The organism is Streptomyces mashuensis (assembly GCF_014654785.1).
GTDB classification, from domain to species: Bacteria; Actinomycetota; Actinomycetes; order Streptomycetales; family Streptomycetaceae; genus Streptomyces; species Streptomyces mashuensis.
In genome coordinates this window covers 1-26,179 of record NZ_BNBD01000016.1, presented here as the reverse complement: position 1 = coordinate 26,179, position 26,179 = coordinate 1, and the positions used below count along the sequence as shown (strand labels likewise).

Below are 26,179 nucleotides of genomic sequence, written 5' to 3'. Positions count from 1 at the left end.
GCGTCCGTCGCGGCGTGGGGGCCGATCGTCTCACGGGGCGACGGCCCCGGGAGGGCGGACGCGCCGACCGGAAGCCGACGAAAGCCGACCGGAAGCCGACCGAAAACAGACCGGACGCCGACCGCATGGTGACCGAAAAGAGTGCCAGGGGGTGGCTAATTCTTGACCAAGGAATCCCCATGGAGGACGGCCTTCCGGCCGTGGATTCCGTACCGGAACGGCCCTCCGAGGTGGGATGTGAAGCCCCCTACCGGTTCTTTACCGGACTGTTCGATTTCCGGAGCGGTCGGCTCCGCCGCGTGAACCGGACCCGCGTCCCCGCCGTCTGGGGGTGCGGACGCCTCACGTGTCCGCGTTGCCCAGCCCGACCAGGGACGTACCGAATGTCACTGCCCCTTCCCGATTCCCTACCGCTCCCCCCGGAGCCGCGCACCGCCGTCGCGCACTACCGCGGCGCCCCGGCGGCGCCGGCCCGTACGCTGCTCGACGTCCTGGACACCACCGCCGGGACCCACCCCGACGCCCCCGCCCTCGACACCGGCACGGACCTCCTCACCTACCGTGACCTGCTCGCCGAGGTCGACGTCCGGGCCGAGCGGCTGCGCCGGGCCGGTGCCGGGCCGGGCGACCGGATCGGCGTGCGCGTCCCCTCCGGCACCGCCGAGCTCTACCTGTCGATCCTGGCCGTCCTGCGCTGCGGCGCCGCCTACGTACCCGTCGACGCCGACGACCCCGACGAGCGCGCCACCACCGTGTTCACCGAGGCGGGCGTCTGCGCCGTCCTGACCGGCGACGGCGTCCCCGCACCCGGCGTCACCGCGCCCGCCGGCCGCGCCGGGTACCCGCCGGCCCCGCACGACGACGCCTGGATCATCTTCACCTCCGGCTCCACCGGCGCCCCCAAGGGCGTCGCCGTCAGCCACCGCAGCGCCGCAGCCTTCGTCGACGCCGAGGCCCGGCTGTTCCTCCGCGACGCCCCCCTCGGCCCCGGCGACCGGGTCCTGGCCGGGCTCTCCGTCGCCTTCGACGCCTCCTGCGAGGAGATGTGGCTGGCCTGGCGGCACGGCGCCTGTCTGGTGCCCGCGCCGCGCTCCCTCGTCCGCGCCGGCCACGAACTCGGGCCCTGGCTCGTCGAACGCGGCATCACCGTCGTCTCCACCGTCCCCACCCTCGCCGCCCTGTGGCCCGACGAGTGCCTCACCCGCGTCCGGCTGCTCATCGTCGGCGGCGAGGCATGCCCCGCCGGACTCGTCGACCGCTTCGCCGTGCCCGGCCGCGAGATGTGGAACACCTACGGCCCCACCGAGACCACCGTCGTGGCCTGCGCCGCGCGGCTGCTGCCCGGCGAGCCCGTCCGCATCGGGCTGCCGCTCGACGGCTACGACCTGGCCGTCGTCGACGAGGCCGGCGAGCCCGTGGCGCCCGGCGAGGAGGGCGAACTCGTCGTCTCCGGGGCCGGCGTGGCCCGCTACCTCGACCGCCGCAAGGACGCCGAACGCTTCCGCCCCTGCCCCGTCCTCAACACCGCCCGCGCCTACCGCACCGGCGACCTCGTCCGGGCCGACCCCGAAGGACTGGTGTTCGCCGGCCGCGCCGACGACCAGATCAAGATCGGCGGCCGGCGCCTCGAACTCGGCGAGATCGACGCGGCGCTCGCCGCACTGCCCGGCGTGCGCGGCGCGGCCGCCGCCGTGCGCACCACCCCCGCCGGCGGCACGCTCCTGGCCGGCTACGTCGTCCCCGGCGACGGCTACGACCGCGAACGGGCCAGGGAACTGCTCGCCCGGCGCCTGCCCGCCGCCCTCGTGCCCGTCCTGGCCGAGGTCCCCGTCCTGCCCACGCGCACCTCCGGCAAGGTCGACCGCGACCGCCTGCCCTGGCCCCTGCCCACCACCGCCGGCCCCGCCGGCGGCGAGCCCCTCTCCGGCACCGCCGCCCGCCTGGCCGCCCTGTGGGAGGAACTCCTCGGCATCCGGCCCGGACCCGACAGCCACTTCACCGACCTCGGCGGCACCAGCCTCGCCGCGGCCCGCCTCGCCTCCGCCCTGCGGCAGCACCACCCCGGCGTCTCCGTCGCCGACCTCTACCGCCACCCCGTCCTGCGCGACATGGCGGCCCACCTCGACTCCCTGACCGCCCAGGACGCCACCCGCGCCCCCGTACGGCCCGTGCGCCGCCGCACCGGAGCCGCGCAGATCCTCGTGCAGGGCGCCCTGTTCGGCGTCGCCGGCCTGCGCGCCCTCGTGGGCCTGGCCGCCGCCGACAACGTCCTCGGCCTCCTCGCGCCCCACGCCTGGGCCCCGCACACCCCCTGGTGGCTCGTCCTCACCGGCTGGCTGCTCCTCGTCAGCGCCCCCGCCCGCTTCGTCGCCGGCGCGGCCGCCGCCCGCCTCCTCACCCGGGGCATCACCCCCGGCGCGTACCCGCGCGGCGGCCGCGTCCACCTGCGGCTGTGGACCGCCGAACGCACCGTCGCCTCGTTCGGCGTGCCCGCCCTGCTCGGCACGCCCTGGGCCGCCCGCTACGCCCGCGCCCTCGGCTGCACCACCGGCCGCGACGCCGCCCTGCACGCCATGCCCCCGGTCACTGGCCTGGCCTCCTTCGGCGACGGCTGCGCCGTCGAACCGGAGGCCGACGTCGCCGGCTGGTGGCTGGACGGCGACGTCCTGCGCATCGGATCCGTCGAGGTGGGCGCCGGCGCCCGCGTCGGGCACCGCAGCATGCTGATGCCCGGCGCCTCCCTCGGCGCAGGCGCCGAACTGGCCGCCGGCGCCTGCCTGGCGGGCCACCTGCCCGCCGGCCAGGCATGGGCCGGCTCCCCGGCCCGCCCCGCCGGCGCCGCACCCGCCGCCCCCCGCCGCCCCCGCCGTTCGCGCCGCTGGGACCCCGCCTACGCCCTCTCGCTCGCCGGGCTCCCGCTCCTGCCGTTCACCGCCGCGCTGCCCGCGCTCGTGGGCACCTACCTCCTCGTCCGGGACTGCGCCACCCTGTCGTCCGCGGCCCTGTGGATGCTGCTCGCCGTACCGCCCTTCACCCTGCTCACCCTCGTCTGCCAGATCCTGCTCGTCGCCGGGCTGGTCCGCGCCCTGGGCCGCGGCATCCGGCCCGGCGAGCACCCCGCCGACGGCGGCGTCGCCTGGCGGGTGTGGCTGGTGGCCCGCCTCCTCGACGGCAGCCGCTCCTCCCTCTTCCCCCTCTACGCCAGCCTGGCCACCCCGCTGTGGCTGCGCCTGCTGGGCGCCCGCGTCGGCCGCCGCGCCGAGATCTCCACGGTGCTGCCGCTGCCCTCGCTCCTGACCGTCGAGGACGGCGCGTTCCTCGCCGACGACACGCTCGTCGCCCCCTTCGAGCTGCGCGCCGGGCGGATGCTGCTCGGCCCGGTCCGCATCGGCCACCGCGCCTTCGTCGGCAACTCCGGCATCGTGGGCCCCGGCCGCGCGGTGCCCGACCGGGGCCTCGTCGGCGTCCTGTCCGACGCCCCCGAGCACAGCGAACCCGGCAGCTCCTGGCTGGGCCGCCCCGCCCTGCCGCTGCCCCGGGTGGCGGCCACCGCCGACGCCGCACGCACCTTCGAGCCGCCACGCCGTCTCGTCGTCGCCCGCGCGGCCGTCGAGATGTGCCGCATACTGCCCCTCATGTGCGGACTGGCGCTCGCAGAGGTCGTGCTGCTGGGCCAGCAGGAGGCCCTGGACGCCGGCGGCCTCGGCCTGGCCGCGCTCGTCGGCGGGCCACTGCTGCTGGCCGCGGGCCTGGTGGCCGCCCTCGTCGCGACCGCCGCCAAATGGCTCCTGGTGGGACGTTTCACCGCCACCGAACGGCCGCTGTGGAGCTCCTTCGTGTGGCGCAACGAGCTGTACGACACCTTCGTCGAGTCGCTCGCCGTGCCCTGGTTCGCCGGCCCCTTCACCGGCACCCCCGTCCTCGGCTGGTGGCTGCGCAGCCTCGGCGCCCGCGTCGGCCGCGGCGTGTGGTGCGACACGTACTGGCTGCCCGAGACCGACCTGGTCAGCCTCGGCGACGGCGCCACCGTCAACCGCGGCTGCGTACTGCAGACGCACCTCTTCCACGACCGCATCATGCGGATGGACACCGTCCGGCTCGGCCCGGGCGCCTCGCTCGGCCCCCACGGCATCACCCTGCCGGGCACCACGATCGGCGACCACGCCGCCATCGGCCCCTCGTCCCTCGTCATGCGCGGCGAGACGGTGCCCGCCGGCACCGAGTGGACGGGCAACCCGATCGCCGGCGTCGCGGCGGGACGGGCGGCATGACCACCGCCCCCCGCTTACGGTGCAGCCGCCGCGGCCTGCTCAGGGCCGCGGCCGCCCTCCCGCCGGCTGTCGCCGCCGCGCTCTGCGGCGGCGACAGCCGGCGGGCACCCGCCGCCCCCCGCTACTTCCCCGACCACGGCAGCGACGGCCACCGCACCCTCTCGTACGAGCTGCGGCTCAGCTACGACCCGGTGCGCGACCACCTCGAAGGCACCGCCCGCATCCACGCCGTCGCCACCGGCCTCACCCCGCACGTCGCCCTCGACCTGCACCGGCTGTCGGTCCGCTCCGCCCACCTCGACGGCGCCCCGGCGACCGTACGCCACCGGGGCGGCAAACTGCTGCTCACCGGCGACCGGCCGCTCGCACCCGACCGGCCCTTCACCGCCGACATCCGCTACGGCGGCCGGCCCCGGCCCGTCAGCGGCCCCTTCGGCACCATCGGCTGGGAACGCACCGGCGACCCGCACGGCGGCACCCTCGTCGCCTCCCAGCCCCTCGGCGCCCCCTCCTGGTTCCCCTGCAACGACCGCCCCGACGACAAGGCCGCCTACACCATCTCCGTCACCGTGCCCGACGGATACACCGCCCTCGCCAACGGCACGCCCGTGGAACGCCGCCCCGTCGACGGGGGAGTGCGCTGGACCCACCACCACGCCGGCCCCATGTCCTCCTACCTCGCCGCCGTCTACACCGGCCGCCTCACCCTCGACGAGCAGGACTTCCTGCGCAACGCCTACCCGGACCGGCTCGGCGAGCAGGCCCGCCACGACCTGGCCCGCCAGCCCGCGATGATGCGCGCCTTCACCGCCCTCTTCGGCCCCTACCCCTTCGACACCTACGGGGCCGTGGTCGTCGACGCCGAACTCGCCGCCCCCGTCGAGAACCAGACCCTCTCCGTCTTCGGCAGCAACCACGTCGACGGCCGGCGCGGCTGGGAGACCCTCGTCGCCCACGAACTCGCCCACCAGTGGTTCGGCAACAGCGTCGGCTTGGCCGACTGGCGCCACATCTGGCTCAACGAGGGCTTCGCCACCTACGCCGAGTGGCTCTGGTCGGAACACCTCGGGGAGGACGACGCCGACACGCTCGCCCGGCAGGCCCGGCACGAGCTGTCCCGCCGCCCCCAGGACCTGTGCACCGCAGACCCGGGCCCCCGGCGGCTGTTCGACGACCGCGTCTACACGCGGGGCGCCTGCACCCTGCACGCCCTGCGCCTGGCGGTCGGCGACCGCGCCTTCTTCACCGTCCTGCGCACCTGGCACGCCGCACACCGGGGCGGCAGCGCCGACACCACGGCCTTCCTCGCCCACGTCCACCGCGTGACCGGCCACGACCCGGACGAGGTCCTGCGCCCGTGGCTGTTCGAGGAGCGGCTCCCCGGCTTCCCCGAGTAACGTCTCCCCCGAGTCCTTGGCGACGGACCGCCCGTACGAGGAGAGGACGAGCCGACGATGCCGCTCCAGCACCCGCACCACGGACACCGCACCGGCCCCAGGCCCCGCGACATCGAGGTCAACCCCGTCTTCAGCCGCGAGCCGCTCCGCGTCCCCCGCCACACGCTGCCCCGCGGGGAGATGGAACCCGAAACGGCCTACCAGCTGATCCACGACGAGCTGATGCTGGACGGCAACGCGCGGCTGAACCTGGCGACGTTCGTGTCCACCTGGGGCGAACCGCAGGCGCTGCGGCTGATGGCCGAGTGCGCCGACAAAAACATGATCGACAAGGACGAGTACCCGCAGACCGCCGAGCTGGAGGAGCGGTGCGTCCACATGCTCGCCCGCCTCTGGCACGCCCCCGCCCCCGAGCACGCCGTCGGCTGCTCCACCACCGGCTCCAGCGAGGCGGCCATGCTCGGCGGGCTGGCGCTCAAGCGCCGCTGGCAGCACCGCCGCCGCGCCGCGGGCGCGCCGGCCGGGCGGCCCAACCTGGTCATGGGCGCCAACGTCCAGGTCTGCTGGGAGAAGTTCGCCGACTACTTCGAGGTCGAGCCCCGCTACGTCCCCCTGGAGGGCGACCGGTACCACCTCGGCCCGGCCGAGGCCGTCGAGCGCTGCGACGAGAACACCATCGGCGTCGTCACCGTGCTCGGCTCCACCTTCGACGGCTCGTACGAGCCCGTGTCCGCCGTCGCGGCCGCCCTGGACGACCTCCAGCAGCGCACCGGGCTCGACATCCCCGTGCACGTGGACGCTGCCTCCGGCGGCTTCGTCGCCCCCTTCCTCGACCCCGGCCTCGTCTGGGACTTCCGGCTGCCCCGCGTCGCCTCCGTCAACGCCTCCGGCCACAAGTACGGCCTGGTGATGCCCGGCGTCGGCTGGGCCCTGTGGCGCGACGCCGACGCGCTGCCCGAGGACCTCGTCCTCCACGTCAACTACCTCGGCGGCGACATGCCCACCTTCGCACTCAACTTCTCCCGGCCCGGCGCCCAGGTCGTCGCCCAGTACTACACCTTCCTGCGGCTGGGCTTCGAGGGATACCGCCGCGTCCAGCAGACCTGCCGCGACGTCGCCACCCGGCTGGCCGCGGAGATCGCCCGGCTCGGCCCCTTCGACCTCGTCACCGACGGGAGCGAACTGCCCGTCCTCGCCTTCCGCGTCCGCGAGGGCATCGGCGCCTTCACCGTCTTCGACGTCTCCGCGGCCCTGCGCGAACGCGGCTGGCTCGTCCCCGCCTACACCTTCCCCGCCAACCGCACCGACCTGGCCGTGCTCCGCGTCGTGGTGCGCAACGGCTTCAGCCACGACCTCGCCGGCCTCTTCCTCGACGACCTGCGGCGCGTCCTGCCGCGCCTGGAGAAACAGGGCCGGCCCCAGCGCAGCCGGGACGACGCCGGCGCCTTCGCCCACGGCGCCGAGACCCACAACCCCCGCGAACCCGGCCGCCGCTGACGGAACAGGCACCGAAGCGCCCGGACGGCAGGACTGAAGCCGGGCCGAGCGAGCACACGTGCCGTATGAATCGTCCACGTGTCCTCATCGTGGGCGGGGGCTTCGCCGGACTGGCGTGCGCCCGCCGCCTGGAACGCACGCTCGCACCGCACGAGGCCCGCATCACGCTGGCCACCCCGACCGACTACCAGCTCTACCTGCCCCTCCTGCCCCACGTGGCGTCCGGTGTCCTCACCCCCCAGTCCGTGGCCGTCTCGCTCCGCCGCCGGCTGCGCCGCACCCGGGTCCTGCCCGGCCGGGCCGTGGGCGTCGACCCGGACGCCAAGGTCTGCGTGATCCGGAGGATCGACGACGAGACCGTCGACGAACCGTACGACGTCGTCGTCCTCACCCCCGGCAGCGTCACCCGCACCTTCGACATCCCCGGCCTCACCGAGCACGCCCACGGCGTGAAGACCCTGGCCGAGGCCGCCCACCTGCGCGACCACGTCATCGCCCAGCTCGACCTGGCCGACGCCACCGAGGACCCGGCCGAACGCGCCGCCCGCCTGGGCTTCGTCGTGGTCGGCGGCGGATACGCCGGCACCGAGACGGCTGCTGCCCTCCAGCGCCTCACCGCGGCCGCCGCCCGCCGGTACCGCCGCGTCGACCCCCGGCAGATCCGCTGGCACGTCGTCGACCTCGCGCCCCGGCTCATGCCCGAGCTCGGCGACCGGCTCGGCGACCGGGCCCTGCGCGCCCTGCGCCGGCGCGGCATCGAGGTGTCCCTCGGCGTCTCCGTGGCCAAGGCCGGGCCCGACCGCGTCACCCTCACCGACGGGCGGGAACTGCCCTGCCGCACCCTCGTGTGGACCGCCGGCGTGGCCGCCAGCCCCCTCGTCGCCACGCTCGGCGCCGAGACCGTCAAGGGCCGGCTCGCCGTCACCGACCGTCTCACCCTGCCCGGCCACGACGGCGTCTTCGCCCTCGGCGACGCCGCCGCCGTCCCCGACCTCGCCAAGGGCGACGGCGCGGTGTGCCCGCCCACCGCCCAGCACGCCCAGCGGCAGGGCGTGGTCGCCGCCGACAACGTCGCCGCCCACCTGCGCGGCCGGCCCCTGCGCCCCTACCGGCACAAGGACCTCGGCCTCGTCGTGGACCTCGGCGGCCACGAAGCCGTCGCCAACCCCGTCGGGCTGCCCCTGACCGGCCTCCCCGCCCAGGCCGTGGCCCGCGGTTATCACCTGCTGGCCCTCCCCACCGGCGTCGCCCGGACCAGGACGGTCACCAACTGGCTGCTCAACGCCGCCGCCGGCGACGACTACGTCCGCACCGGCTTCCAGCACCACTGCCCGGCCACCCTCCAGGACTTCGAGCAGACCACCACGTACCTCGACCGCGACGAGATCCGCGCCCGCACGGCCGTCCGGCCCGGCGGCCCCGGCGGCCCGGCACACGGCTGACTGCCGGCGCGGCCCCTGTTCGGAGGAAACCCCGCGGGGCGGTGCCCGCGGGCCGTCCGGCCGGGCCATGATGCGGAGGTGTGGGCGACGTGAGCGAACGGAACGGACCGCGGCTGCAGCCGGCGCCCGGCGTGGAGGGGAAGCGCCGCGGGCTGCGGTACGAACTGCTCGGCTGCGCCCTGCACGGCCACCACGTGGTGGGCACCGACGCGGCCCGGCTGCGGCCGGAGGACGCGCTGCTGGCCCGGGAGGCGCCGGACGGCCTGCGCTGGCACCGCTGTCTGCGCTGCGACGCCTGGGTCGTGCTGCCGCGCCCCGGCCGCCCGGGGCGCGAGGTGCCCCCCGCCCGCGAGGAGATCGCCCTCCCGCTGCGCGGCCGGCCCCTGCGCGACCGTTACATGCTCCGGCTCATCGCCGCCGACCGGCTGCTGCACTTCCTCGTGCTGGGCACCCTGTCCGTCGCCGTCCTGCTCTTCGCCGACCGGCGGGAACGGCTCCGGGGGCCGTTCTACCGCGTGACGGACGCCCTGCAGAACGGCGTCGGCGGACCCAGCGGCCGGCACGGCCACGGCCTCCTCGGCGAACTGGACCGCGCCTTCGCCGCCCGCTCCTCCACCCTGTGGGCCATCGGCGCCGTCCTGGGCGCCTACGCGTTGCTCGAAGGCGTCGAGGCGGTCGGCCTGTGGAAGGGCCGGCGCTGGGCCGAGTACCTCACCTTCGTCGCCACCACCGTCCTGCTGGTGCCGGAACTCTACGAACTCACCGGCCACGTCGGCGCGACCAAGGTCCTCACCCTGGTCGTCAACCTCGCCGTGGTGCTGTACCTCCTCCTGGCCAAGCGGCTGTTCGGCCTGCGGGGCGGCGGGCGCGCCGAGGCCGCCGAACGCGCCCGCGACACGGGCTGGGAGGCCCTGGAACGCGTCCTCCCGGGCCACGGGCACGGGCGCGGACCCGGGCACGGCCCGGCCGCGGGGGAGTGACCCCGGCGTCCTCATGGGCGCGGAACTGCTCGTCACCCTCCGGCAGCAGTACGACATCGACCTCCCGTCGATGGAACTGCTGCGCAGCGAGGGCACCGTCGCCGACGTCGCCCGCATCGTCCACCTGCGGCTGGGACTGGCCCGTCCCGGCGACGCGCCGGGGCCGGAGTAGGTGACTCCTGCATATAGTTCGCCCTCGTGGACGAGAACATGCTGAAGAAGACGCCGCCGGGCGCACCGCCGGGGCCCGCCCCCGACACCACCGACACCTCCGACGTCGCCGGCAACAAGGTCGTCAAGGGCGCCCTGATCGCGGGCGGCGCCCTGGTGACGGGCGCCCTCATATGGGTCATTGCGCGGCAGTTCGACTGGAACGGCGGGCCCGGGTTCTGGTGGTTCACCGCGAAGGTGGCGGTCAAGGGCGGCCTGCTGGTCCCGGTGGGACTGGTGGCCCTCGTCGCCTGGATCAGGCGGCAACGGGGCTGACGCCCTCCAGCACCGCCACGAGCTGCTCGGCGAACGCAGCGGGATGTTCCGTGGCGCCCAGGTGACCGCCGGGGAACTCCACCAGCGGACGGCCGAGCAGGTCCGCCAGCCGGGCGGCCGGCCCGTACAGCGGCACCTGATGGCGCGAATCGCGCCCGGCCGCCGGTACGAGCTTGCCGGCGACGGGCCGGAGCGCCGCCAGGTCCGGCGCGGACGAGGAGAAGGGCACCAGGATGTGCTCCAGGAAGACCGGCAGGTTGGCGTGCATGCGCGGCGCCATCTCCAGGATCTCCGGCGGCAGTTCGGTCGCCCGCTCCGCCGGCCGGTCCCCGAGGGCCTCGGCGAACCGGGCCATCGCCGGCCCGGCCCCCTCGGCGCGGAACGTGTCCCGCACGTCCGCGAAGAGCGCCCGGTGCCGTGCGGAGTCCTCCAGCAGCTCCAGCAGCGGCGGCTCGTGGGTGACCACGCGCCGCACCCGCTCCGGGTGCCGGGCCAGCAGGGCGAGGGCGGTGATGGCGCCCGAGCTGCAACCGAGCACGAAGACGTCCCCGCCGGGGGCGAGCCGCTCGATCAGCCGTGCCGCGTCGTCGCTCCACACCCGCACGTCCTGGTCGGCGAGCGGCTCGTCGAGGGTGCTGCGCGACAGGGGACGCGGGTCGTAGGACACCACGGTGTACCGGGCGGCCAGCTGCCGCGCCATGGCCGTGTACAGGCCGGCGTCGCCCGCGCCGCCGGGTATCAGCAGCAGGAGGGGGCCGCTGCCGCGCCGTTCGTAGTACAGGGTGGCGCCGGGGACGGTGAGGGTGCCGGTGGTGGGCTCGTTCATCGGTTGCTCCCATCGGGCCGGGACGGCCAGTTCGTGAGGACGAGGTGGAGGGCGTCGAGCGAGCGCGCCCAGGACTCCCGCACGGGACGGGTGTGCCCGAAGCCGCCGCTGAGCTCCAGGTGGACATAGCCGTGGAAGGTGCTGCGCAGCAGCCGGCCGGCGTCGGTGAGGTCCGGCTCGGCCAGGCCGTAGGCGCGCAGCATGCCGTACGTCAGCTCGACGCTGCGCCGGAAACCCACGGAGTCGGCGACCTCCTCCGGGGCCAGCTGAAGCTGCGTCGCGGCGTAGCGGCCGGGCCGCTCCAGCGCGAAGTCGCGGTAGGCGTCGGCGAAGGCGACGAGCGCCTCCTTGCCGGAGCGGCCGGCGACCGCGGCGGCGATGCGCCCGGTCATCTCCTCGGACGCCAGCAGGGCGATGCGGACGTGCAGGTCGCGCAGGTTGCGGACGTGCGAGTAGAGGCTGGCGTCCTTGACGCCGAAGTGCCGCGCGAGGGCCGAGAGGGTGACCTTCTCGAGCCCGGCCTCGTCGGCCATGGCCGCGGCCGCCTCCGTCAGCCGCGCCGCGGTGATTCCGGCACGCACCATGCGGCCACCTCCGTTTCCTAGGGGGTCTAGGGAGAAACCTAATGCGTCTAGCTTTCTGTGTCGATCATGTTCGTGTCCCGTCGTGCTCACGGGCAGGATTGCTGATTCCGCAAAGAACGTTGCTGCTGATCCAGGGGTGGCCGCAGCCTGTTCGCACGGCCACGGGCCCACGGCCATGGCCGCCGGACAACCGTCAGGAGGCAGTGAGATGAGCACCCCCACCCCCGCCCACCACGACAGCGACGCGCCGCGGGCGGACCGGGTCCACCACGTCCGGGCCGGCGAACTGGACGGCCACGCCGCCATCAGCGGCGGCACCGTCGGCTCGAAGAAGCTCTGGATGGGCCTGGTCGAGAACCCGCCGCTGAGCGCCACGGACAACCACCACCACGGAGCGTCGGAGGCGGGGATCTACGTCGTCAGCGGGCACCCCGTCTTCGTGTACCACGACGGCACGGAGGAGGTCCGGATCACCGCAGGCCCCGGCGACTTCCTGCTCGTCCCGCCGTTCGTCCCGCACCGCGAGGAGAACCCCGACCCGGAGGAGCCCGTGGTCGTCGTCATCGCCCGCACCACGCAGGAGCCGGTCAAGGTGTCCGTGCCGGAGCTGTACCACCTGGACGGGGCCGCCTGACGTCCCCCACCGGGCGTCCCGGTATAACTCCCGCATGACGCAACGATCTTTACCGCTCTCCCGCCGCTCCCTGCTCCGCGGCATCGCCGTCCCCGCCGTGGCGCTGACGCTCGCCCCGCCGGCCCTGGCGGGGAACGCCGCCGCCACCGGCCGGTCCCCGCACGGCGATTCCGTGCCGGCCGCCTTCCGGCGGTACGCCCACCCCCTGCGGTCCACCGACCCCGGCGGGCGCGGTGACGACCTGGCCCCCTTCGCCGCGCTGACCCGGGGAGCCACCGTCGTCGGCCTGGGGGAGGCGTCGCACGGCTCGAAGGAGCTGTTCGACGTGAAGCACCGGGTGTTCCGGGAGCTGGTGCGGCGGGAGGGATTCTCCGCGTTCGCCATGGAGATCAGCTGGTCGGCGGGCGTCCGCCTGGACACCTGCGTCCGTACCGGCGAGGGCGACTTGCGGCAGATCATGCGGGAGGAGTTCCAGGACGGCTACTCCCTGCTGAACAACGAGGAGTTGCTGCGGCTCTTCACCTGGATGCGCGAGCACAACCGCACGGCCGCCCGCCCGGTGCGGGTCGTGGGCCTCGACTTCTCCGACGCCGGCCCGGAGCAGTACGACCGCATCCTGGCCTGGGCCGGGCGCCACGCCTCCGGGCTCGTGCCCGCGCTCCGCAGCCGCTACGCGGCGTTCCGCGCCCTCCCGGGCGGGGTCGCCGCCCGGCTCGCCGCCTACGGCGCGCTCCCGCTCGACCGGCGCCGGGCCATGGAGCGGGACGCGAAGGCCGCGTACGAGATGCTCGCCCGGGCGGACGCGCGGGACCCCTTCGTACTGCAAGAGGCCCGGATGCTCGCGGAGATGGCCACCGAGTTCGCCTTCGACACCGGGGACCCGGCGCAGGCCGCCGCCCTCAACCGGCACCGGGACCGCACGATGGCGGAGACCGTCGTCTGGTGGCACCGGCACACCGGCGACCGGGTCGTCGCGTCCGCCCACGACGGGCATGTGTCCCGCACCTCGGTGATGCCCGCCGTCTACCCCGTCACCATGGGCGCCGACCTGCGGGACCTCCTGGGACGGGATTACCTCGCGGTGGGCACCGCCCTGCACAGCGGTGCGTACCGCGCCCGGACGGCCACGGGGGAGACGGGTGTGTTCGGTGTGGGTCCCGCCGCGCCGGGCAGCAACGAGGACACCCTCGATCGCGTGGACCGCCGCGACTTCTTCCTCGACCTGCGCGCCGCGACCCGTGACCCGGCCCTGGCCGGGTGGCTGGACACGGAGCGGCCGACGTACGTCATCCCCGGCCGCCACCCCAACCAGCCCACCGCGCCGATGGCGCTGGGCCGTGCCTACGACGCCCTGCTGTACCTGCACACCGTGCACGCGTCGGTGCCGCTGCCGGGCGCCGGCCGGTGACGAGTGGTGGGGCGGCAGCCCGGCCGGCGCACTGGCCTCGACGGCCGCCGGCAGGGCGTCGCCCTCCTCGAGCAGCAGATCGGTGAAGCAGTCGTCGACTGCGGTCCGGACGTGCTGCCGCTCAGTCAACCCGTCGTGCGCACGACCTTGGCGACCGCGCACTTGACGGCGCCGGTGGGTGTGCCGGCCTTCGGGGTGGCCGGGGCCTTCACGTCCAGGGTGTCCGTACGGCCGGGGCGCACGAACGGCAGCGAGGACGTCTGCGTGGCGAGCGGGCTGCCGTCGGGCGCCGTGAAGTTCACGGTGACGGCGTACGTGTAGGTCGCCGTCGCGCTGCTGTTGGTGGCGCTCACCGTGGCCGAGAGGTCCTTTTTGTCGGCGAACGCGCAGTCGGAGACCTCGACGTCCTTCGCCGCGTCGCGGCCCTCGTCGGCCGCGGGCGCGGCGGTGGGCGCACTGCTCGACCCGGCGGCGGACTCGTGCGTGCCCGAGTCGCTGCTGCATCCGCCCGCCCCCAAGAGCGCGACGACGGCGATCCCGGAGGCGGTGGCGGTACGGACGGCGTGGTGAAGCTTCACAGTGGCGTCTCTCGATCAAGTGGCGTGAGGAATGGCGCACCCTTTGCGGCGCCATTGACGAGTCCGCGTCACGCTAGGCAGCTGTCCCGGCGAAGTGCCATACCGCCGGTAACACTGTGATGCACTCGCGACCCAACAGTTCCCGAGTCCTGACCAGAGCCGGTCGAAACCCGTACATAGAGCCGCCGGCGGCGGCTCCCCGCTAGAGGGGGGTGCGGGGCCGGCCCCCCACCTGCGTCACCGCCTCCGCTCCCGCGCGGCAGCCCCGGCGGGCCGCCGCGAGCACGTCGTGCCCGGTCAGGACGGCCGCCAGGTACGCACCGGTGAACGCGTCGCCCGCCCCCGTGGAGTCCACGACCGTGACCGCCTCGCCGCCGGCCCGGCCGACGACCGCGCCCGCCCGGGCCAGCAGCACGCCCTCCGCGCCCTGCGTCGCCACGACGAGGGGGAACTGCCGGCTGAGCTTCGCCGCCGCACCGGCCGGCACCGGCAGGCCCGTGAGCAGCTCCGCCTCGTCCCGGTTGGGCAGGAGCACGTCCGCGCCCGCCACGGCGGCGAGGAACCGGTCCACCCCGAAACGGGCCACGAACCCCGCCGACGCCGGGTCGACGCTCACCGGCACCCCCCGTGCACGGGCCGCCCGCATCGCCAGCCCGGCGAGCTCCCGGCTCGCCGCGGCGAAGAACAGATAGCCCGACACGTGCAGCCGGCCCACGCCCTCCAGGAGCCCCTCGTCCCAGTCGGCGGCCGACAGCCGTAGCACCGCCCCGCTGTCGGTGAGGAACGTCCGCTCGCCGTCCGGACCGACCAGGGCGACGACCGTCCCCGTCGGCGCCCCCTCGTCCACCACCAGCCGCGGCCGCACACCCGCCGCCTCCAGCGCCCGCCGGTGCCAGTCCGCCGCGTCCGCCCCGGCCCGCGCCAGCAGGCGCACGTCCCGCACCCCCGCGCGCGCCGCCCAGCAGGCCACGTTGGCCCCCGCGCCACCCGGCACGGTCGTGATGCGGGCCGCCGTGTCGGTCGCGGGCGCCAGGGGAGTGCGGTGCCGGGCCACGACATCGGTCACCACGTCACCCACCACCAGCAACGCCCCGCCGCCGCCCGTCATGACGCGTACGCCACGGCGATGCCGGCCGCCAGCCGCGCGTTGCCCCGTACCGCGGCCACGTTCGCCTCCAGCGACGCGCCGCCCGTGTGCCGGACCAGGTGGTCCAGCAGGAACGGGGTGACCGCCTGCCCGGTCACCCCCTCCCGCTCGCACGCCTCCAGCGCCCCCGTGAGCACCCGGTCGTGCACCGCCGGGTCCAATTGCTGCTCCGGAGGCACGGGGTTGGCGACCACCAGCGCCGACGGCGGACCGCCCAGCGCGTCCTGCGCCCGCAGCACGGCGGCCACCTCCGCCGCCGACCGGACCGTCCAGCCGACCGGCTCCCCGGAACCGGTGAGATAGAAGCCGGGGAACTCCGCCGTGCGGAACCCCACCACCCCCACGCCCAGCGTCTCCAGCCGCTCCAGCGTCGCCGGCACGTCCAGCACCGACTTCACACCCGCGCAGACCACCGCGACCGGCACCCGCGCCAGCAGGCGCAGGTCCGCCGACTCGTCCTGCGTCTGCGCCCACCCGCGGTGCACCCCGCCCAGCCCACCCGTCGCGAACACCCGGATACCGGCCCGCGCCGCGAGGAACGCGGTGGCGGACACGGTCGTCGCCCCACTGGCACCCGCCGCCACGGCCGGCGCCAGGTCACGGTGGGCCAGCTTCCGGATGCCGTCCTCGCCCGCCACCCGCGCCAGCTGCGCCGCGTCCAGGCCGACCCGGGCCACGCCGTCCAGCACGGCGATCGTGGCGGGCACGGCCCCGCCGTCCCGGACGAGCGCTTCGAGTTCCTCCGCCACCACCAGGTTCCGCGGCCGCGGCAGCCCGTGCGCGACGATCGTCGACTCCAGCGCCACCACCGGCCGGCGCCGGGCCAGCGCCTCCCGCACCTCGTCCGCCACCACGAGCGGCCCGGCCTGCGGCCCTTCTCCCGGCGCGTGCGGCGCATCCGGCACGTCCGACATCGTGGGTCCCTCCTGTCGCGGAGCGCGGCCACAGCCACGGGAACCCTGGGATCGTTCCCCGGCCCGCCGCCCGGGAAGCCTCCGCGGCCACGTCCGCCCCTCAGACGCGTGCCGCCTCCGCACGGTGCACCAGATCCGCGATCAGCGACGTGAGACGGGGCCACACCTCGCGCGGCAGGTTGTGCCCCAGACCGTCGACGACCACCAGCTCCGCGCCCGGGATCGCGGCGGCCGTGGCCCGCCCGCCGCTGACGTCGCACATCGGGTCGTCCGCGCCGTGGACGACCAGCGCCGGCACGTCCAGCCGGCGCAGCCGCTCCGTGCGGTCGCCCGAGGCCAGGGCCGCGACGGCCTGGCGGGCGGTGGCCGGCGGGTCGTAACCCCGGTCGTACGCGAGCCTCGCCCGCTCGGCCACGCCGGCCTCGTCGAGGGGGAAGCCGGGGGAGCCGACCGCGCGCATCGCCCGGACCATCCACGCGGCGTACTCCTCGCGGTCCGCCGGCGGCGACCCCACGTCGCGCAGCTTCGCGAGGTCCGCCCGGCCGACGGCCGGGTCCCCGGTGGTCGACATCATCGATGTCAGCGACCGGACCCGGCGCGGGTGCTCGATCGCGACCATCTGCGCCACCATGCCGCCGAGGGAGGCGCCGACGACATGCGCGCTGTCGAGGCCCAGCACGTCGAGCAGGCCGACGGTGTCGGCGGCCATGTCGGAGAGCGTGTACGCCGCCGACGAGAAGTCGCCCGCCAGCGCCGCCTGGAGGTCGGGCTCCGGTCCGTCGGGGAAGTGCGTGGACCGGCCCGCGTCCCGGTTGTCGAACCGGATCACATACGTGCCCCGGCCGGCCAGTTCCGTACAGAACCCCTCCGGCCAGTTGATCATCTGGGCGCCGCCGCCCATCACCAGCAGCACCGGTGGCGCCCCCGGGTCACCGAACCGCTCGTAGGCCACCTCGATCCCCGCCGGACCGACCCGCAGGGCCCTCTCCTCGTTCACCGCACCACCCTCTCCCGGGCCGGACCGGAGATGCCCGAACTCCCCCCGAACCTACCGGAATCCGGCGCCGACCGGCACCCTGCCCCTTCCGGCCGGCTCCCCATGAATGTCTGTCATCGCACGCATGACTTTCGTTCATTGGTCTCTTCGAACACCTGAACCTACGCTGGTGCCGTTCGCCGGACCGCCGGAGGACGACCCGAGGAGGAACATGACCGAGCCCCTGGCACCCGTGGGCACCGGCGACGCCTTCGGGCAGGCCCTCTTGAGCTGCTGGCGGGCGGGCGGACGGCCGGGGACGGCCTACGAGGTGGTCGAGCGGGACGACGGCTACGTCAGCATCCGGGACGCCTCCGCGTACTTCGCGCCCCCCGAGGAGTGGAACGGCCCTGAGCGCTGGGCCGTGGCCCAGGCGCACGGCAGGGTGCTGGACGTCGGCTGCGGAGCCGGCCGGCAGGGCCTCGCCATGCTGCGGAACGGCTGCGACGTGCTGGGCCTGGACGCCTCCGAGGGCGCGGTGGACGTCGCCGCCCGGCGCGGCCTGAAGGCCGTGACCGGGACTGTGGACCGGCCGGGGGAGGGGCCGGCCGAAGGGCTGGGCCTCTTCGACACCGTCACGCTGCTGGGCAACAACATCGGCCTGCTCCGGGGCCGGGAGCACGCCCGCGGCGTGCTGGCCGCGCTGGCCGCCCTGGTCCCGCCGGGCGGGCAGCTGCTCGGCACCGCCGCGGACGAGAGCGAGACCGGTCACCCGGCCCACGCCGCGTACGGCCGGCTCAACGAGGAACGCGGCCGCATGCCGGGCCAGATGAGACTGAGGATCCGTCACGGCACAGTCGCCACCGACTGGTTCGACTACCTGATGCCCTCCGTCGACGAGCTCTGCTCGCTGCTCATCGGCACACCGTGGCGGCTCAACGCCCTGGAGGAGGAGGCCGGTGTGTACGCCGTCCAGCTCCTGAAGGTCGCCGGCTGACGGCGCGGTGCGGTGGTCAGCCGCCCTCCAGCTGCCGGCGCACATGGCCGGGCATCATCGACGCCTCCCGCTGGAGCAGGTCGATGAAGGCATCGGTGAGCGGGTCCGGGCGGATGCGGGTGTACGCGGCCAGCACCCGCTGGACCGGTGGGTCCGGGCGGAAGAGACGGCCGCCGAACGCCACCGGGACGATGTTGGCCGGCACGAGCGCGGGCCCCAGGCCGGCCGCGGCGAGCACCGGCGCGCTCGCCGTCTGCTCGGTGCGGACCGCGGCGCGCGGCCGGAACCCGGCGGCGGCGCAGGCGTCGTCGACGACCACGGCCAGCCCGTTGCCGGGCCCGTAGTGCACCCACTCGCGGTCGGCGAGCCCGGCCAGGCCGATGCGCGGCGGACCGCCGTCCCCGTGCGCCGTCGCGGGACCGGGCTCTTCGGCGGCCAGGACCACCAGGAACTCCTCGACGCCCAGCACACACACCGGCCCCTCCCACCCCACCGGCGGCGGTCCCACGGCGATGTCGGCCCGCCCCTCGCCCATCGCCGCGGCCAGTTCCCCGCTGTTGCGGTGCTCCACCAGGTGCACCCGCACGCCCGGGTGTCTGCGCCGCCACACCCGCAGCGCGGGCGGCAGCACGCCCAGGCTCACGGAGTGGAGCGTGGCGATGCGCAGTTCGCCCGCCTCCGCGCCGGCCGCCTGGCGTGCGGCGGCCTGCCCCTGCCGCACGCTGTCCAGCGCGGCCCGCGCGTGGGGCAGCAGCGCCCGGCCCATGGGCGTCAGCCGTACCGAGCGCGGCAGCCGTTCCAATAAGGGCCCGCCGATGCTGCGTTCGAGCGCCCGTAACTGGTGGGACAGCGCGGGCTGGGTGACGTACAGCCGCTCGGCGGCCCGGGTGAGCGACCCCTCCTCGACGACGGAGACCAGGTATTCGAGCTGACGCAGAGTGATCATGCGTGCAGCCTAATCGAGAGCGATCATGACGATACGGCCGGTGACGTGCGGCGGAGCGGCCACCCCTGGGCGGCCGGCATGGCGTTATCCCGCCGCAGCATGACGCTCCTGCCCCTTGGTCGCGGAACCCGCTGGTCGTAGCGTCAGGGGCGATCACGGCCCGGACCGTCGGGCCGTCCTGTTCCGAGGGACACCCATGCACGTACAGATCGTTCTCTTCGACGGCTTCGACCCACTCGACGTCATCGCGCCGTACGAGGTCCTGCACACCGCGGGCATCGTGTCGGGCGGGCAGGTGACCGCCGAACTGGTGTCGGCAGAGGGGCCGCGCGAAGTGGCCAGCAGCATCGGCGGGCTGACGCTCCGGGCGACGGCCCTCCTGGACCCGTGCGGAGCCGACGTCGTGCTCGTCCCCGGGTCCGCGGGCAGTGCGGAGACCCTGGCCGGCGCCGCGGGGGGCGCCGGGCCGGTGACCGCCGTCCCGGACCTCTTCGGCCGCGCCCTGCGCAGCGACCTCCCGCTGCTGCTGAAGAGCGCCATGGAGCTGCCGGCGGTGACGGTGGCCGCCGTGTGCGGCGGTTCGCTGCTGCTGGCCATGGCGGGGCTGCTGCGCGGCCGGCGCGCCACCACCCACCACCTCGTGATGGGGCGGCTGGTCGACGCCGACGTCGAGGCGGTGGCCGCGCGCGTCGTCGACGACGGGGACCTCGTCACCGGCGCCGGCGTCACCTCCGGCCTGGACCTGGCCCTCTACCTGCTGGAGCGCGAGGTCGGCCCGCAGATCGCCCAGACCGTGGAGACGTTGCTCGCCCACGAACGCCGCGGCACCCCCTGGCGCGTCCAGGGCCCGGTGCCCACGGCCTTCGCGTCCACCGCCGCGGTCTTCTGACCGGCCCCGCCCCGCGAATTCCGCGCTCCACGGCCCCGTCCCGGCGGGCCCGTGGAGCGCGGAACGGAGCGCACCTGGGGCTGCGCGGAAGTACAAGTAGCCCGGTCACGCAACAAGCCCGGATGCAGCCGCCGTCGCCATCCATGGTGAAACAGCAGCTGATGCACGGGTTCTCATTAAGTCCGGCCCTCAAAGCCCCGCAGGCTCGTCGACACCAAGCTGAAAGAAAACGCGCGCGTGCCCTTGAACCCGAACATACGCCGCCCGTCGCGACGGGCCTTCCTGCTCACCGCAGCAGCCGGCGCCCTTGGCGCCGGCACTTACACGGGGTGGCAACTCATGCAAGACGAGGACGTCCCAGCCCCTCCACTGCGCACACCACTGTGGACCTTCGAAGCCGACGACGACCTGCGTTCCGACTGGGCTCGCGACGGACACAGACTCTTCGCCTCCACCAAGTACCCTCCCCGTCTCCTCGCCGTGGACGCCGCCGGGGGGCGGCCCGGCTGGAAGGTGCAGGTGGGCAAGGAGTACCGGGAGGGCGGGCCCCTTGCCGTTGCCGATGGCACCGTGTATCAGGTCGCTGAAGACGGCGTGGTGCGGGCGCATCGGGCGGAGGACGGGCAGGAGTCGTGGTCTGCCGGGCCGGTTGGAACCGGGACTCCAAGGACGCCCCTGGTACTCGGCTCCACCGTCTGTGTCCACCTGATGGCCAGTACCGACGACGACGGGCCTTTCGCGCCTGGCGTCTTGTGCGGCCTGGACGCCGACACCGGGCGCGAGCGCTGGACGGCCCCGCCCTCCAGGATCTTCATGGCGCTGCCGAAGCAGCAGCTTCTTTTGGCTCGCACCGGTGAGCTCGCCGGTGGGCAGAGCGACACACGCCCCGTCGGGGCTTTGGACCCTCGCACGGGCACGGCACGCTGGAAGGCTTCCGCCTTCGGCGGGGAGGACGCCGTCGCTCTCGCGCCGGACGGTGGCACCGTCTACCTGCTCGACGAACAGCACCGGCTGTGTGCCTACAGCACCGAAGCCGGTGAACGCCGGTGGCGGGCGGACGCCATGGACGGGGTGATCACCGCTACGAAGGACGGCAGCACGGTGTATGTCTGTACGTACCGTGGTGAGCTCGCCGCCTACGACGCCGCAAACGGTGAACAGCGTTGGCGGCGGACCGTCACCAAGGACGTCTGCCGCCCCGTCCCCGTCCAGCATGACGGGCGTGTCTTCCTCACGTCGGGAGAGGGGCTCGGTCATGAGGGCGTCGGTGATCTGCTGGGTGAACTGTTCGGCATGGGGGGCGAGCGTGGCTACGTGCTCGCGCTGTCCGCGGACAGCGGCAAGAAGCTGTGGCGCACCGATCGCCTGCAGACATGCTGGTCGGCCCCCTGTGCAGCCGGCGAGGACGTGATCGTCGCACATGGCTCGGCGTGGTGGGCCTACAGCGCCCGCACCGGCAAGCCGACGTGGCGCGTGGATACCGGTGACTCCTACTCAGGCAGCTTCGAGGTCGTATCAGGCGTCATGTATGGCATCGCCGCCAAGGCGATCCAGGCTGTCCAGCTGTGAGTCATCGATGGCTGGCGCTTCCAGTGCCAGTGCTGTCCTTGAAAGGGCTCGCGGGTTACCGCTCGCGGTCGTGACCTCCTGTTGACCGCGGAACGGCTGTCGCGGTGCGGCGGATCCGGGAGACGTCAGGGTGGAGGCAGGGTCCGGTCAGGGTTCGGGCAGGTTCGCGACGGAGCGGTCACGGGGAGGAACACCCCATGTCCAGCACCCGCATCGCGATCGCCGGCGCCGGTCAGGCCGGCCTCCACCTCGCCCTGGGCCTCCAGCAGGGCGGCTGCGCCGTCACCCTCGTCGCCGCCCGCACGCCGGACCAGGTGCGCACCGGCCCCGTCCTGTCCACCCAGCTCATGTACGGGCCGGCGCTCGCCCTGGAGCGCGCGGCCGGCCTCGACCTGTGGGACGACCGCACCCCGCCCATCCCCGGCGTCACCCTCGCCATGGCCGACCCCGAGGGCAGCCGGCCGCCCCTCACGATCGCGGGGTCCCTCGACGAGCCCGCCCGCTCCGTCGACCAGCGGCTCAAGACCGCCCGCTGGCTGGAGCTGTTCGAGGAGCGCGGCGGCACCGTCCAGTACCGGGCGCTCGACCCCGCCGGCCTGGACGCGCTGGCGCGGGCCCATGACCTGACGGTCGTCGCGACCGGCCACGGCTCCCTCGCCCGGATCTTCCCGCTCGACGCGGCCCACAGCCCCTTCGACGGCCCCCGCCGCAGGCTCGCCGTCGTGTACGTGCACGGCGCGGCCCCCCACCCCACCGCGCCCGCCGGGACCTTGCGCATGTACGCCTTCCCGGACGCCGGTGAGTACTTCGTGATCCCCGCCCTGACGCTGTCGGGCCCGTGCACGATCGTGCTGTGGGAAGCCGTGCCGGGAGGCCCGTTCGACCGCTGGCAGGACCGGCCGTCGCCGCAGGAGGTCCTGGACCGGACCCGTGAGCTGCTGCGGACCCACTGCCCGGAAGAGGCGGACCTCCTCGCCGGCGCCGAGCCGACCGACGCCGGCGCCGCCCTGACGGGCGCGATCACCCCCGTGGTGCGGCACCCGGTGGCGCCGGTGGGCGCCGACGGCCGTGCCGTGCTCGGCATGGCGGACGCCGTCGTCCTCAACGACCCCCTCACCGGCCAGGGCGCCAACAACGCGGCCCGCAGCGCCGCCCACTACCTTCGAGCGGTCCTCGACCGCGGCGAGGGCCCGTTCGACCGGGCGTGGATGGAGGCGACGTTCGCCTCGTACTGGGAACGGGCCCGGCACATCGACGCCTTCACCCGCATGCTGCTGACGCGCCCGCTCCCCGACCACGTCCAGCGCGTCATCGCGGCCGCGGCCGAACGCCCGGACCTGGCGCACCGCTACGTCAACGGCTTCGCCGACCCCGTGGGCTACCGCGACTGGCTCATGGACCCGGCGGGAGCGGAAGCGGTGCTCGCGGTCACCGGTGAGGGCCGAAGCGGACCGGCAGCCGGGTGATCCCGCGGATCAGGCCCGGCCGCCACGGCACGTCCGCCGGGTCGGCGTCCAGGGCCAGGCCGGGGAAGCGGTCGAGCAGTGCCGTGAACGCCACCGCCGCCTCCAGACGGGCGAGCGGGGCGCCCAGACAGTGGTGGACACCGTGCCCGAAGGCCAGGTGCCCGCCGCCGGTGCGGGGGCGCCGGATGTCGAAGCGATCGGGCTCGGTGCAGCGCTCGGGGTCCCGCGACGCCGAGGCGAGCAGCACCAGCACGGCCTCGCCCGCCGGTATCGTCACCCCGCCGACGTCCATCGGGGCGGCGGTCCAGCGGTAGGCCGCGGACGTCACCGGGCCCTCGTAGCGCAGCATCTCCTCCACGGCGCCGTCCAGGAGCGACCGGTCGGCCCGCAGCGCCGCGAGCTGCTCGGGGTGCGTGAGCAGGGCGTACGTCCCGTTGGCCAGCAGGTTGACCGTCGTCTCGTGACCGGCCACGAGCAGTACGAAGGCCATGCCGAGGAGTTCGCCGGCGGGCAGCCGCCCGCCCGTGGCGTCCTCCGCCCGGACCAGCGCGCTCAGCAGGTCGTCGCCGGGGGAGCGCTCCTTGGCGTGCAGGAGCCGCGTGAGGTAGGCGGTCATCTCGCCGGCGGCCGCGGCCGCGGATTCGGTGGCCGGGGCGAAGACCATCAGCTCCGACCAGGTGCGGAAGGATTCGCGGTCCTCCGCGGGCACGCCCAGCAGCTCGCCGATGACGGCGACGGGCAGGGGGCGGGCGAACGACGCGACGAGGTCGGCGCGCCCCAGCGGCGCGATCCCGTCGAGGAGCTCCCGGCTGATCTCCTCGATGTGCGGCCGCAGCGCCTCGACGCGCCGGGCGGTGAACTCCCGCGCGACGATCCCGCGCAGCCGCGTGTGGTCGGGCGGGTCGGTCTGCAGCATGTTCCGGCCGATGGCGTGGCCCCCGTCGCCGGACCAGCGGGCGGAGTGCCGTACGTCGTTGCTGAGCCGGGGATCGGTGAGCGCCGCGCGCGCCGCGTCGTGGCCCACGACCACCCAGACGTCGCCCGCGCCCTCGGTGGGCACGCGGTGGACGGGGCCCTGCTCGCGCAGGTGGGCGAGGACGGGGTGGGGGTCGCGGGAGAAGTCGGTACCGGCCGGTGCGAGGCCGTCGAAGACGGGCAGGGTGGACAAGGTGTGCCGTCCCTTCAAAATGGGGAGCAGTCCCCGGTTGTGCCGGTGACCGTAGCAGCTATCCGGGGAGCGGTCCACGCTTGTGTTGCTAGGCTCTGCCCCGGTGAACGGGCCGACGGGAAAGTGGTGAGGGCCATGACGGGCAGCCGGAGCACCCCCCTGCGCCGGGACGCGCGGCGCAACCGCGAACTCCTCGTCGCCGCCGCCCGCGAGCTCTACGCGGAACAGGGCCTGGGCGCGCCGCTCGACGAGATCGCCCGCCGCGCCGGCGTCGGCAACGCCACGCTGTACCGCCGTTTCCCCACCCGGGGAGCGCTCATCGAGGCCGTCTTCGGCGATTCCCTGGGCGGCACGCTCCGCCGCGGCGAGGAGGCCCGTGCCGCCGAGGACCCGTGGGAGGGCCTGGTCCGCTACCTGGAGCACATCTTCGAGGGCCTGGCCACGGACCGCGGCTCGAACGACCTCATGACCACCGGCATCCCGGACATCCCGTCCCTCGACGCCCTCAAGGTCCACCACCACGAAACGGTGTCGCTCCTGCTGGCCCGCGCCCGCGACCGCGGCGCGGTCCGCGCCGACGTGGTCGTCGAGGACCTGCTGTTCGCCCTGGCCGCCCTGGGCCGCGTCGTCCCCGCGGCCACCGCTGTGGCCCCGGACGCCTGGCGCCGCCAGCTCCACCTCCTCCTGGCCGCCCTCCGCCCCGCCCCGGCCGCGCCCCCGCTCCCGTCCCCGCCGCTCACCCCCGGCCAGCTGACGGAGGTCCTCAACGCCCTGGGCGGGGAGAGCGTCCGGCCGTGACGGAGGCTGTCGGTGCCGTCGGCGATGCTGTGCGCATGACACCCTGGACGCTGCTCGGCCTGGACGGAGCGCTGCGCGCCTGCTGCTCCGAGCCCGGGTCGAGGAGCGGCTCGGCCCCTTGCCGGGGTCGGTACGTACGATCAGTGGATGATCTTTTCTTTGGCCTTCGTGGTGCTCGGGGTGGCCGTCGCCCTTCTCGGTGTCGGCCTCCTCTTCAATGTCCGCGGCATGACCACGGCCTGGTCGCAGTACACCCGGGACCGCGCCGAGCGCATGCACCGTCGGCTCGGAGGCGGCCTCGACATGCTGGGCACCCCGCCGCGGCTGTCCGTGACCACCAGCGTCACGCGCTTCCGTCTCCAGGGCGCGGTCCTGGCCTTCGCCGGCCTGGTGATGGCGCTGGCCGGAAGCCTGCTGCTCGACTCGGCTTCCTGACGCCGTCCGTAAGGGCACGCATGCATGCTGTGAAGCCGATCAGCCCCGGCTGTGAGGCCCCTCATGAGGCGCCCGTCACATACGAAGTCACGTAGGAGGGTCGAAGGCCCCGAAGGGGGCATTTCAGGGCATCACTCGCCATTCCCTGCCCTTCTCTACGGCGTTTTGTCGTAGGTCACACCTCTTGTCGGGGGTTTTCGCCGCCGCTAACAATTACGGGGTCGCTGCGGCGCCGTGTCCGATGTACGGCGCTTGTTTCGTGCCCTGTGTGTGGGCCGGTGCGATGTCCCCGACTGGATGAGGTTCTTTCCGCTTATGCGTTCGACCATCTCTGGCTATACCCGTCTGCCCAAGGCCCACAAGATCTCCGTTGCCACTCTCGCCGCTGCCGGTGCTGCTGCTGTGGCGCTGGGTGTCGCGGGCAACGCTGTTGCCGCCGATTCCGCCACGGTGAAGCCGGTGGCGTGGAACGCGGAGAGCTTTGGTGCGACGCAGGATGCCGAGCTGGCCAAGGAGCTGGACGCCATTCAGGGCAAGGCCGCCGCTGATGCTGCCGCTGCCAAGACCGCTGCCGATGCCAAGGCGAAGGCCGATGCCGACGCCGCCGCGAAGGCGAAGGCGAAGGCGGACAAGGAGCGCAAGGAGCAGGCCGCGAGCCGTTCCGCCGACCGTGCCCCGGTCAAGCCCGCCGCCCCCGCCGCCCCGGCTGCTCCGGCGCCGAAGAAGTACGCGGACAACCTGGACGGCTGGATCAACCAGGCGCTGGACATC

The 26,179-nt window shown here is 74.6% G+C and carries 23 protein-coding genes and 1 pseudogene; 16 read left to right on the top strand and 8 right to left on the bottom strand.

The genetic code is table 11. The features are described 5' to 3' along the window. Nucleotides 1-383 precede the first annotated feature (383 nt). The 7 genes from IE305_RS27655 (at nucleotide 384) to IE305_RS27625 (ending at nucleotide 10,073) form a co-directional block, all read left to right on the top strand. Nucleotides 384-4,271, top strand: a complete 3,888-nt coding sequence (locus tag IE305_RS27655; protein WP_190132516.1) for a Pls/PosA family non-ribosomal peptide synthetase — start codon at nucleotides 384-386, stop codon at nucleotides 4,269-4,271. Continuing rightward, nucleotides 4,268-5,668: a M1 family metallopeptidase gene (locus IE305_RS27650; RefSeq protein ID WP_190132515.1), complete on the top strand. Its 1,401-nt coding sequence runs from the start codon at nucleotides 4,268-4,270 to the stop codon at nucleotides 5,666-5,668. Before IE305_RS27655 ends, IE305_RS27650 begins: the two co-directional genes overlap by 4 nt. A gap of 57 nt (nucleotides 5,669-5,725) precedes the next feature. Next, the gene (gad, locus tag IE305_RS27645; protein WP_190132514.1) at nucleotides 5,726-7,165 is read left to right on the top strand and encodes a glutamate decarboxylase; all 1,440 of its coding nucleotides are present in this window, start codon (nucleotides 5,726-5,728) and stop codon (nucleotides 7,163-7,165) included. Between the two features lie 65 nt (nucleotides 7,166-7,230). Further along, nucleotides 7,231-8,607: an NAD(P)/FAD-dependent oxidoreductase gene (locus IE305_RS27640; protein WP_190132513.1), complete on the top strand. Its 1,377-nt coding sequence runs from the start codon at nucleotides 7,231-7,233 to the stop codon at nucleotides 8,605-8,607. 89 nt (nucleotides 8,608-8,696) lie between these two features. Beyond that, on the top strand, nucleotides 8,697-9,587 hold the full coding sequence (locus IE305_RS27635) for a DUF2127 domain-containing protein (RefSeq protein WP_190132512.1): 891 nt from the start codon (nucleotides 8,697-8,699) through the stop codon (nucleotides 9,585-9,587). A gap of 13 nt (nucleotides 9,588-9,600) precedes the next feature. Further along, nucleotides 9,601-9,759: a hypothetical protein gene (locus IE305_RS27630; protein WP_190132511.1), complete on the top strand. Its 159-nt coding sequence runs from the start codon at nucleotides 9,601-9,603 to the stop codon at nucleotides 9,757-9,759. 26 nt (nucleotides 9,760-9,785) lie between these two features. Further along, nucleotides 9,786-10,073, top strand: a complete 288-nt coding sequence (locus IE305_RS27625; protein WP_190132510.1) for a hypothetical protein — start codon at nucleotides 9,786-9,788, stop codon at nucleotides 10,071-10,073. Here IE305_RS27625 and IE305_RS27620 read toward each other — a convergent pair. Then, nucleotides 10,054-10,899: an alpha/beta fold hydrolase gene (locus IE305_RS27620; RefSeq protein ID WP_190132509.1), complete on the bottom strand. Its 846-nt coding sequence runs from the start codon at nucleotides 10,897-10,899 to the stop codon at nucleotides 10,054-10,056. The genes IE305_RS27625 and IE305_RS27620 overlap by 20 nt on opposite strands. Then, entirely contained in the window at nucleotides 10,896-11,483 is a 588-nt protein-coding gene (locus IE305_RS27615) for a TetR-like C-terminal domain-containing protein (protein WP_190132508.1), read from the bottom strand. The genes IE305_RS27620 and IE305_RS27615 overlap by 4 nt, the downstream gene beginning before the upstream one ends. A gap of 208 nt (nucleotides 11,484-11,691) precedes the next feature. Between IE305_RS27615 and IE305_RS27610 the strand changes: the two genes are divergently transcribed. Then, the gene (locus tag IE305_RS27610) at nucleotides 11,692-12,117 is read left to right on the top strand and encodes a cupin domain-containing protein (protein WP_190132507.1); all 426 of its coding nucleotides are present in this window, start codon (nucleotides 11,692-11,694) and stop codon (nucleotides 12,115-12,117) included. 34 nt (nucleotides 12,118-12,151) lie between these two features. Further along, a complete protein-coding gene (locus IE305_RS27605; RefSeq protein ID WP_190132506.1) occupies nucleotides 12,152-13,525 on the top strand; it encodes an erythromycin esterase family protein in 1,374 nt (457 codons plus the stop codon). 125 nt (nucleotides 13,526-13,650) lie between these two features. On the opposite strand, the gene IE305_RS27600 is transcribed toward IE305_RS27605, so the two are convergent. The 4 genes from IE305_RS27600 to IE305_RS27585 all read right to left on the bottom strand — a co-directional run bounded on the left by IE305_RS27600 (nucleotide 13,651) and on the right by IE305_RS27585 (nucleotide 17,161). After that, nucleotides 13,651-14,103, bottom strand: coding sequence for a hypothetical protein (locus tag IE305_RS27600; RefSeq protein WP_190132505.1), 453 nt, complete (start codon nucleotides 14,101-14,103; stop codon nucleotides 13,651-13,653). Between the two features lie 202 nt (nucleotides 14,104-14,305). Next, a complete protein-coding gene (locus IE305_RS27595; RefSeq protein WP_190132504.1) occupies nucleotides 14,306-15,211 on the bottom strand; it encodes a carbohydrate kinase family protein in 906 nt (301 codons plus the stop codon). Further along, on the bottom strand, nucleotides 15,208-16,164 hold the full coding sequence (locus tag IE305_RS27590; protein ID WP_190132503.1) for a pseudouridine-5'-phosphate glycosidase: 957 nt from the start codon (nucleotides 16,162-16,164) through the stop codon (nucleotides 15,208-15,210). The genes IE305_RS27595 and IE305_RS27590 overlap by 4 nt, the downstream gene beginning before the upstream one ends. 100 nt (nucleotides 16,165-16,264) lie before the next feature. Next, nucleotides 16,265-17,161: an alpha/beta fold hydrolase gene (locus tag IE305_RS27585; RefSeq protein ID WP_190132502.1), complete on the bottom strand. Its 897-nt coding sequence runs from the start codon at nucleotides 17,159-17,161 to the stop codon at nucleotides 16,265-16,267. Nucleotides 17,162-17,372: 211 nt separating this feature from the next. Here IE305_RS27585 and IE305_RS27580 point away from each other — a divergent pair, with 211 nt between their 5' ends. Beyond that, nucleotides 17,373-18,137 (top strand): class I SAM-dependent methyltransferase, encoded by a 765-nt coding sequence (locus IE305_RS27580; RefSeq protein ID WP_190132501.1) that lies wholly within the window; start codon nucleotides 17,373-17,375, stop codon nucleotides 18,135-18,137. Between the two features lie 16 nt (nucleotides 18,138-18,153). On the opposite strand, the gene IE305_RS27575 is transcribed toward IE305_RS27580, so the two are convergent. Next, on the bottom strand, nucleotides 18,154-19,083 hold the full coding sequence (locus IE305_RS27575) for a LysR family transcriptional regulator (protein ID WP_190132500.1): 930 nt from the start codon (nucleotides 19,081-19,083) through the stop codon (nucleotides 18,154-18,156). 196 nt (nucleotides 19,084-19,279) lie between these two features. On the opposite strand from IE305_RS27575, the gene IE305_RS27570 reads away from it, so the two are divergent. From IE305_RS27570 to IE305_RS27560, 3 genes are all read left to right on the top strand, one after another. Next, complete coding sequence (locus IE305_RS27570) at nucleotides 19,280-19,972, top strand: DJ-1/PfpI family protein (protein WP_190132499.1); 693 nt, start codon at nucleotides 19,280-19,282, stop codon at nucleotides 19,970-19,972. A 339-nt stretch (nucleotides 19,973-20,311) separates the two neighbouring features. Beyond that, nucleotides 20,312-21,541: an outer membrane protein assembly factor BamB family protein gene (locus tag IE305_RS27565; RefSeq protein ID WP_190132498.1), complete on the top strand. Its 1,230-nt coding sequence runs from the start codon at nucleotides 20,312-20,314 to the stop codon at nucleotides 21,539-21,541. Between the two features lie 197 nt (nucleotides 21,542-21,738). Next, on the top strand, nucleotides 21,739-23,007 hold the full coding sequence (locus IE305_RS27560; protein WP_190132497.1) for a styrene monooxygenase/indole monooxygenase family protein: 1,269 nt from the start codon (nucleotides 21,739-21,741) through the stop codon (nucleotides 23,005-23,007). On the opposite strand, the gene IE305_RS27555 is transcribed toward IE305_RS27560, so the two are convergent. Further along, nucleotides 22,970-24,175 carry a cytochrome P450 family protein gene (locus IE305_RS27555; protein ID WP_308440281.1) on the bottom strand — a complete coding sequence of 402 codons (1,206 nt, stop codon included), beginning with the start codon at nucleotides 24,173-24,175 and terminating at the stop codon, nucleotides 22,970-22,972. The genes IE305_RS27560 and IE305_RS27555 overlap by 38 nt on opposite strands. Nucleotides 24,176-24,310: 135 nt before the next feature. On the opposite strand from IE305_RS27555, the gene IE305_RS27550 reads away from it, so the two are divergent. The 3 genes and pseudogenes from IE305_RS27550 to IE305_RS27540 form a co-directional block, all read left to right on the top strand. Beyond that, nucleotides 24,311-24,973: a TetR/AcrR family transcriptional regulator gene (locus tag IE305_RS27550; RefSeq protein WP_190132496.1), complete on the top strand. Its 663-nt coding sequence runs from the start codon at nucleotides 24,311-24,313 to the stop codon at nucleotides 24,971-24,973. Between the two features lie 147 nt (nucleotides 24,974-25,120). Continuing rightward, entirely contained in the window at nucleotides 25,121-25,408 is a 288-nt protein-coding gene (locus tag IE305_RS27545; protein ID WP_190132495.1) for a hypothetical protein, read from the top strand. A gap of 315 nt (nucleotides 25,409-25,723) precedes the next feature. Beyond that, nucleotides 25,724-26,179: pseudogene (locus IE305_RS27540) on the top strand (transglycosylase SLT domain-containing protein); the annotation flags it as partial.

Excerpts from the sequence above, each read along its gene's own strand:
- IE305_RS27605 (WP_190132506.1), top strand. The coding sequence starts at position 12,152 with ATGACGCAACGATCTTTACCGCTCTCCCGCCGCTCCCTGCTCCGCGGC.
- IE305_RS27620 (WP_190132509.1), bottom strand. The coding sequence starts at position 10,899 with ATGAACGAGCCCACCACCGGCACCCTCACCGTCCCCGGCGCCACCCTG.
- IE305_RS27615 (WP_190132508.1), bottom strand. The coding sequence starts at position 11,483 with ATGGTGCGTGCCGGAATCACCGCGGCGCGGCTGACGGAGGCGGCCGCG.
- IE305_RS27655 (WP_190132516.1), top strand. The coding sequence starts at position 384 with ATGTCACTGCCCCTTCCCGATTCCCTACCGCTCCCCCCGGAGCCGCGC.
- IE305_RS27545 (WP_190132495.1), top strand. The coding sequence starts at position 25,121 with ATGATCTTTTCTTTGGCCTTCGTGGTGCTCGGGGTGGCCGTCGCCCTT.
- IE305_RS27630 (WP_190132511.1), top strand. The coding sequence starts at position 9,601 with ATGGGCGCGGAACTGCTCGTCACCCTCCGGCAGCAGTACGACATCGAC.
- IE305_RS27580 (WP_190132501.1), top strand. The coding sequence starts at position 17,373 with ATGACCGAGCCCCTGGCACCCGTGGGCACCGGCGACGCCTTCGGGCAG.
- IE305_RS27610 (WP_190132507.1), top strand. The coding sequence starts at position 11,692 with ATGAGCACCCCCACCCCCGCCCACCACGACAGCGACGCGCCGCGGGCG.
- IE305_RS27640 (WP_190132513.1), top strand. The coding sequence starts at position 7,231 with ATGAATCGTCCACGTGTCCTCATCGTGGGCGGGGGCTTCGCCGGACTG.
- IE305_RS27650 (WP_190132515.1), top strand. The coding sequence starts at position 4,268 with ATGACCACCGCCCCCCGCTTACGGTGCAGCCGCCGCGGCCTGCTCAGG.
- IE305_RS27550 (WP_190132496.1), top strand. The coding sequence starts at position 24,311 with ATGACGGGCAGCCGGAGCACCCCCCTGCGCCGGGACGCGCGGCGCAAC.
- IE305_RS27565 (WP_190132498.1), top strand. The coding sequence starts at position 20,312 with ATGCAAGACGAGGACGTCCCAGCCCCTCCACTGCGCACACCACTGTGG.
- IE305_RS27575 (WP_190132500.1), bottom strand. The coding sequence starts at position 19,083 with ATGATCACTCTGCGTCAGCTCGAATACCTGGTCTCCGTCGTCGAGGAG.
- gad (WP_190132514.1), top strand. The coding sequence starts at position 5,726 with ATGCCGCTCCAGCACCCGCACCACGGACACCGCACCGGCCCCAGGCCC.
- IE305_RS27590 (WP_190132503.1), bottom strand. The coding sequence starts at position 16,164 with ATGTCGGACGTGCCGGATGCGCCGCACGCGCCGGGAGAAGGGCCGCAG.
- IE305_RS27570 (WP_190132499.1), top strand. The coding sequence starts at position 19,280 with ATGCACGTACAGATCGTTCTCTTCGACGGCTTCGACCCACTCGACGTC.
- IE305_RS27595 (WP_190132504.1), bottom strand. The coding sequence starts at position 15,211 with ATGACGGGCGGCGGCGGGGCGTTGCTGGTGGTGGGTGACGTGGTGACC.
- IE305_RS27560 (WP_190132497.1), top strand. The coding sequence starts at position 21,739 with ATGTCCAGCACCCGCATCGCGATCGCCGGCGCCGGTCAGGCCGGCCTC.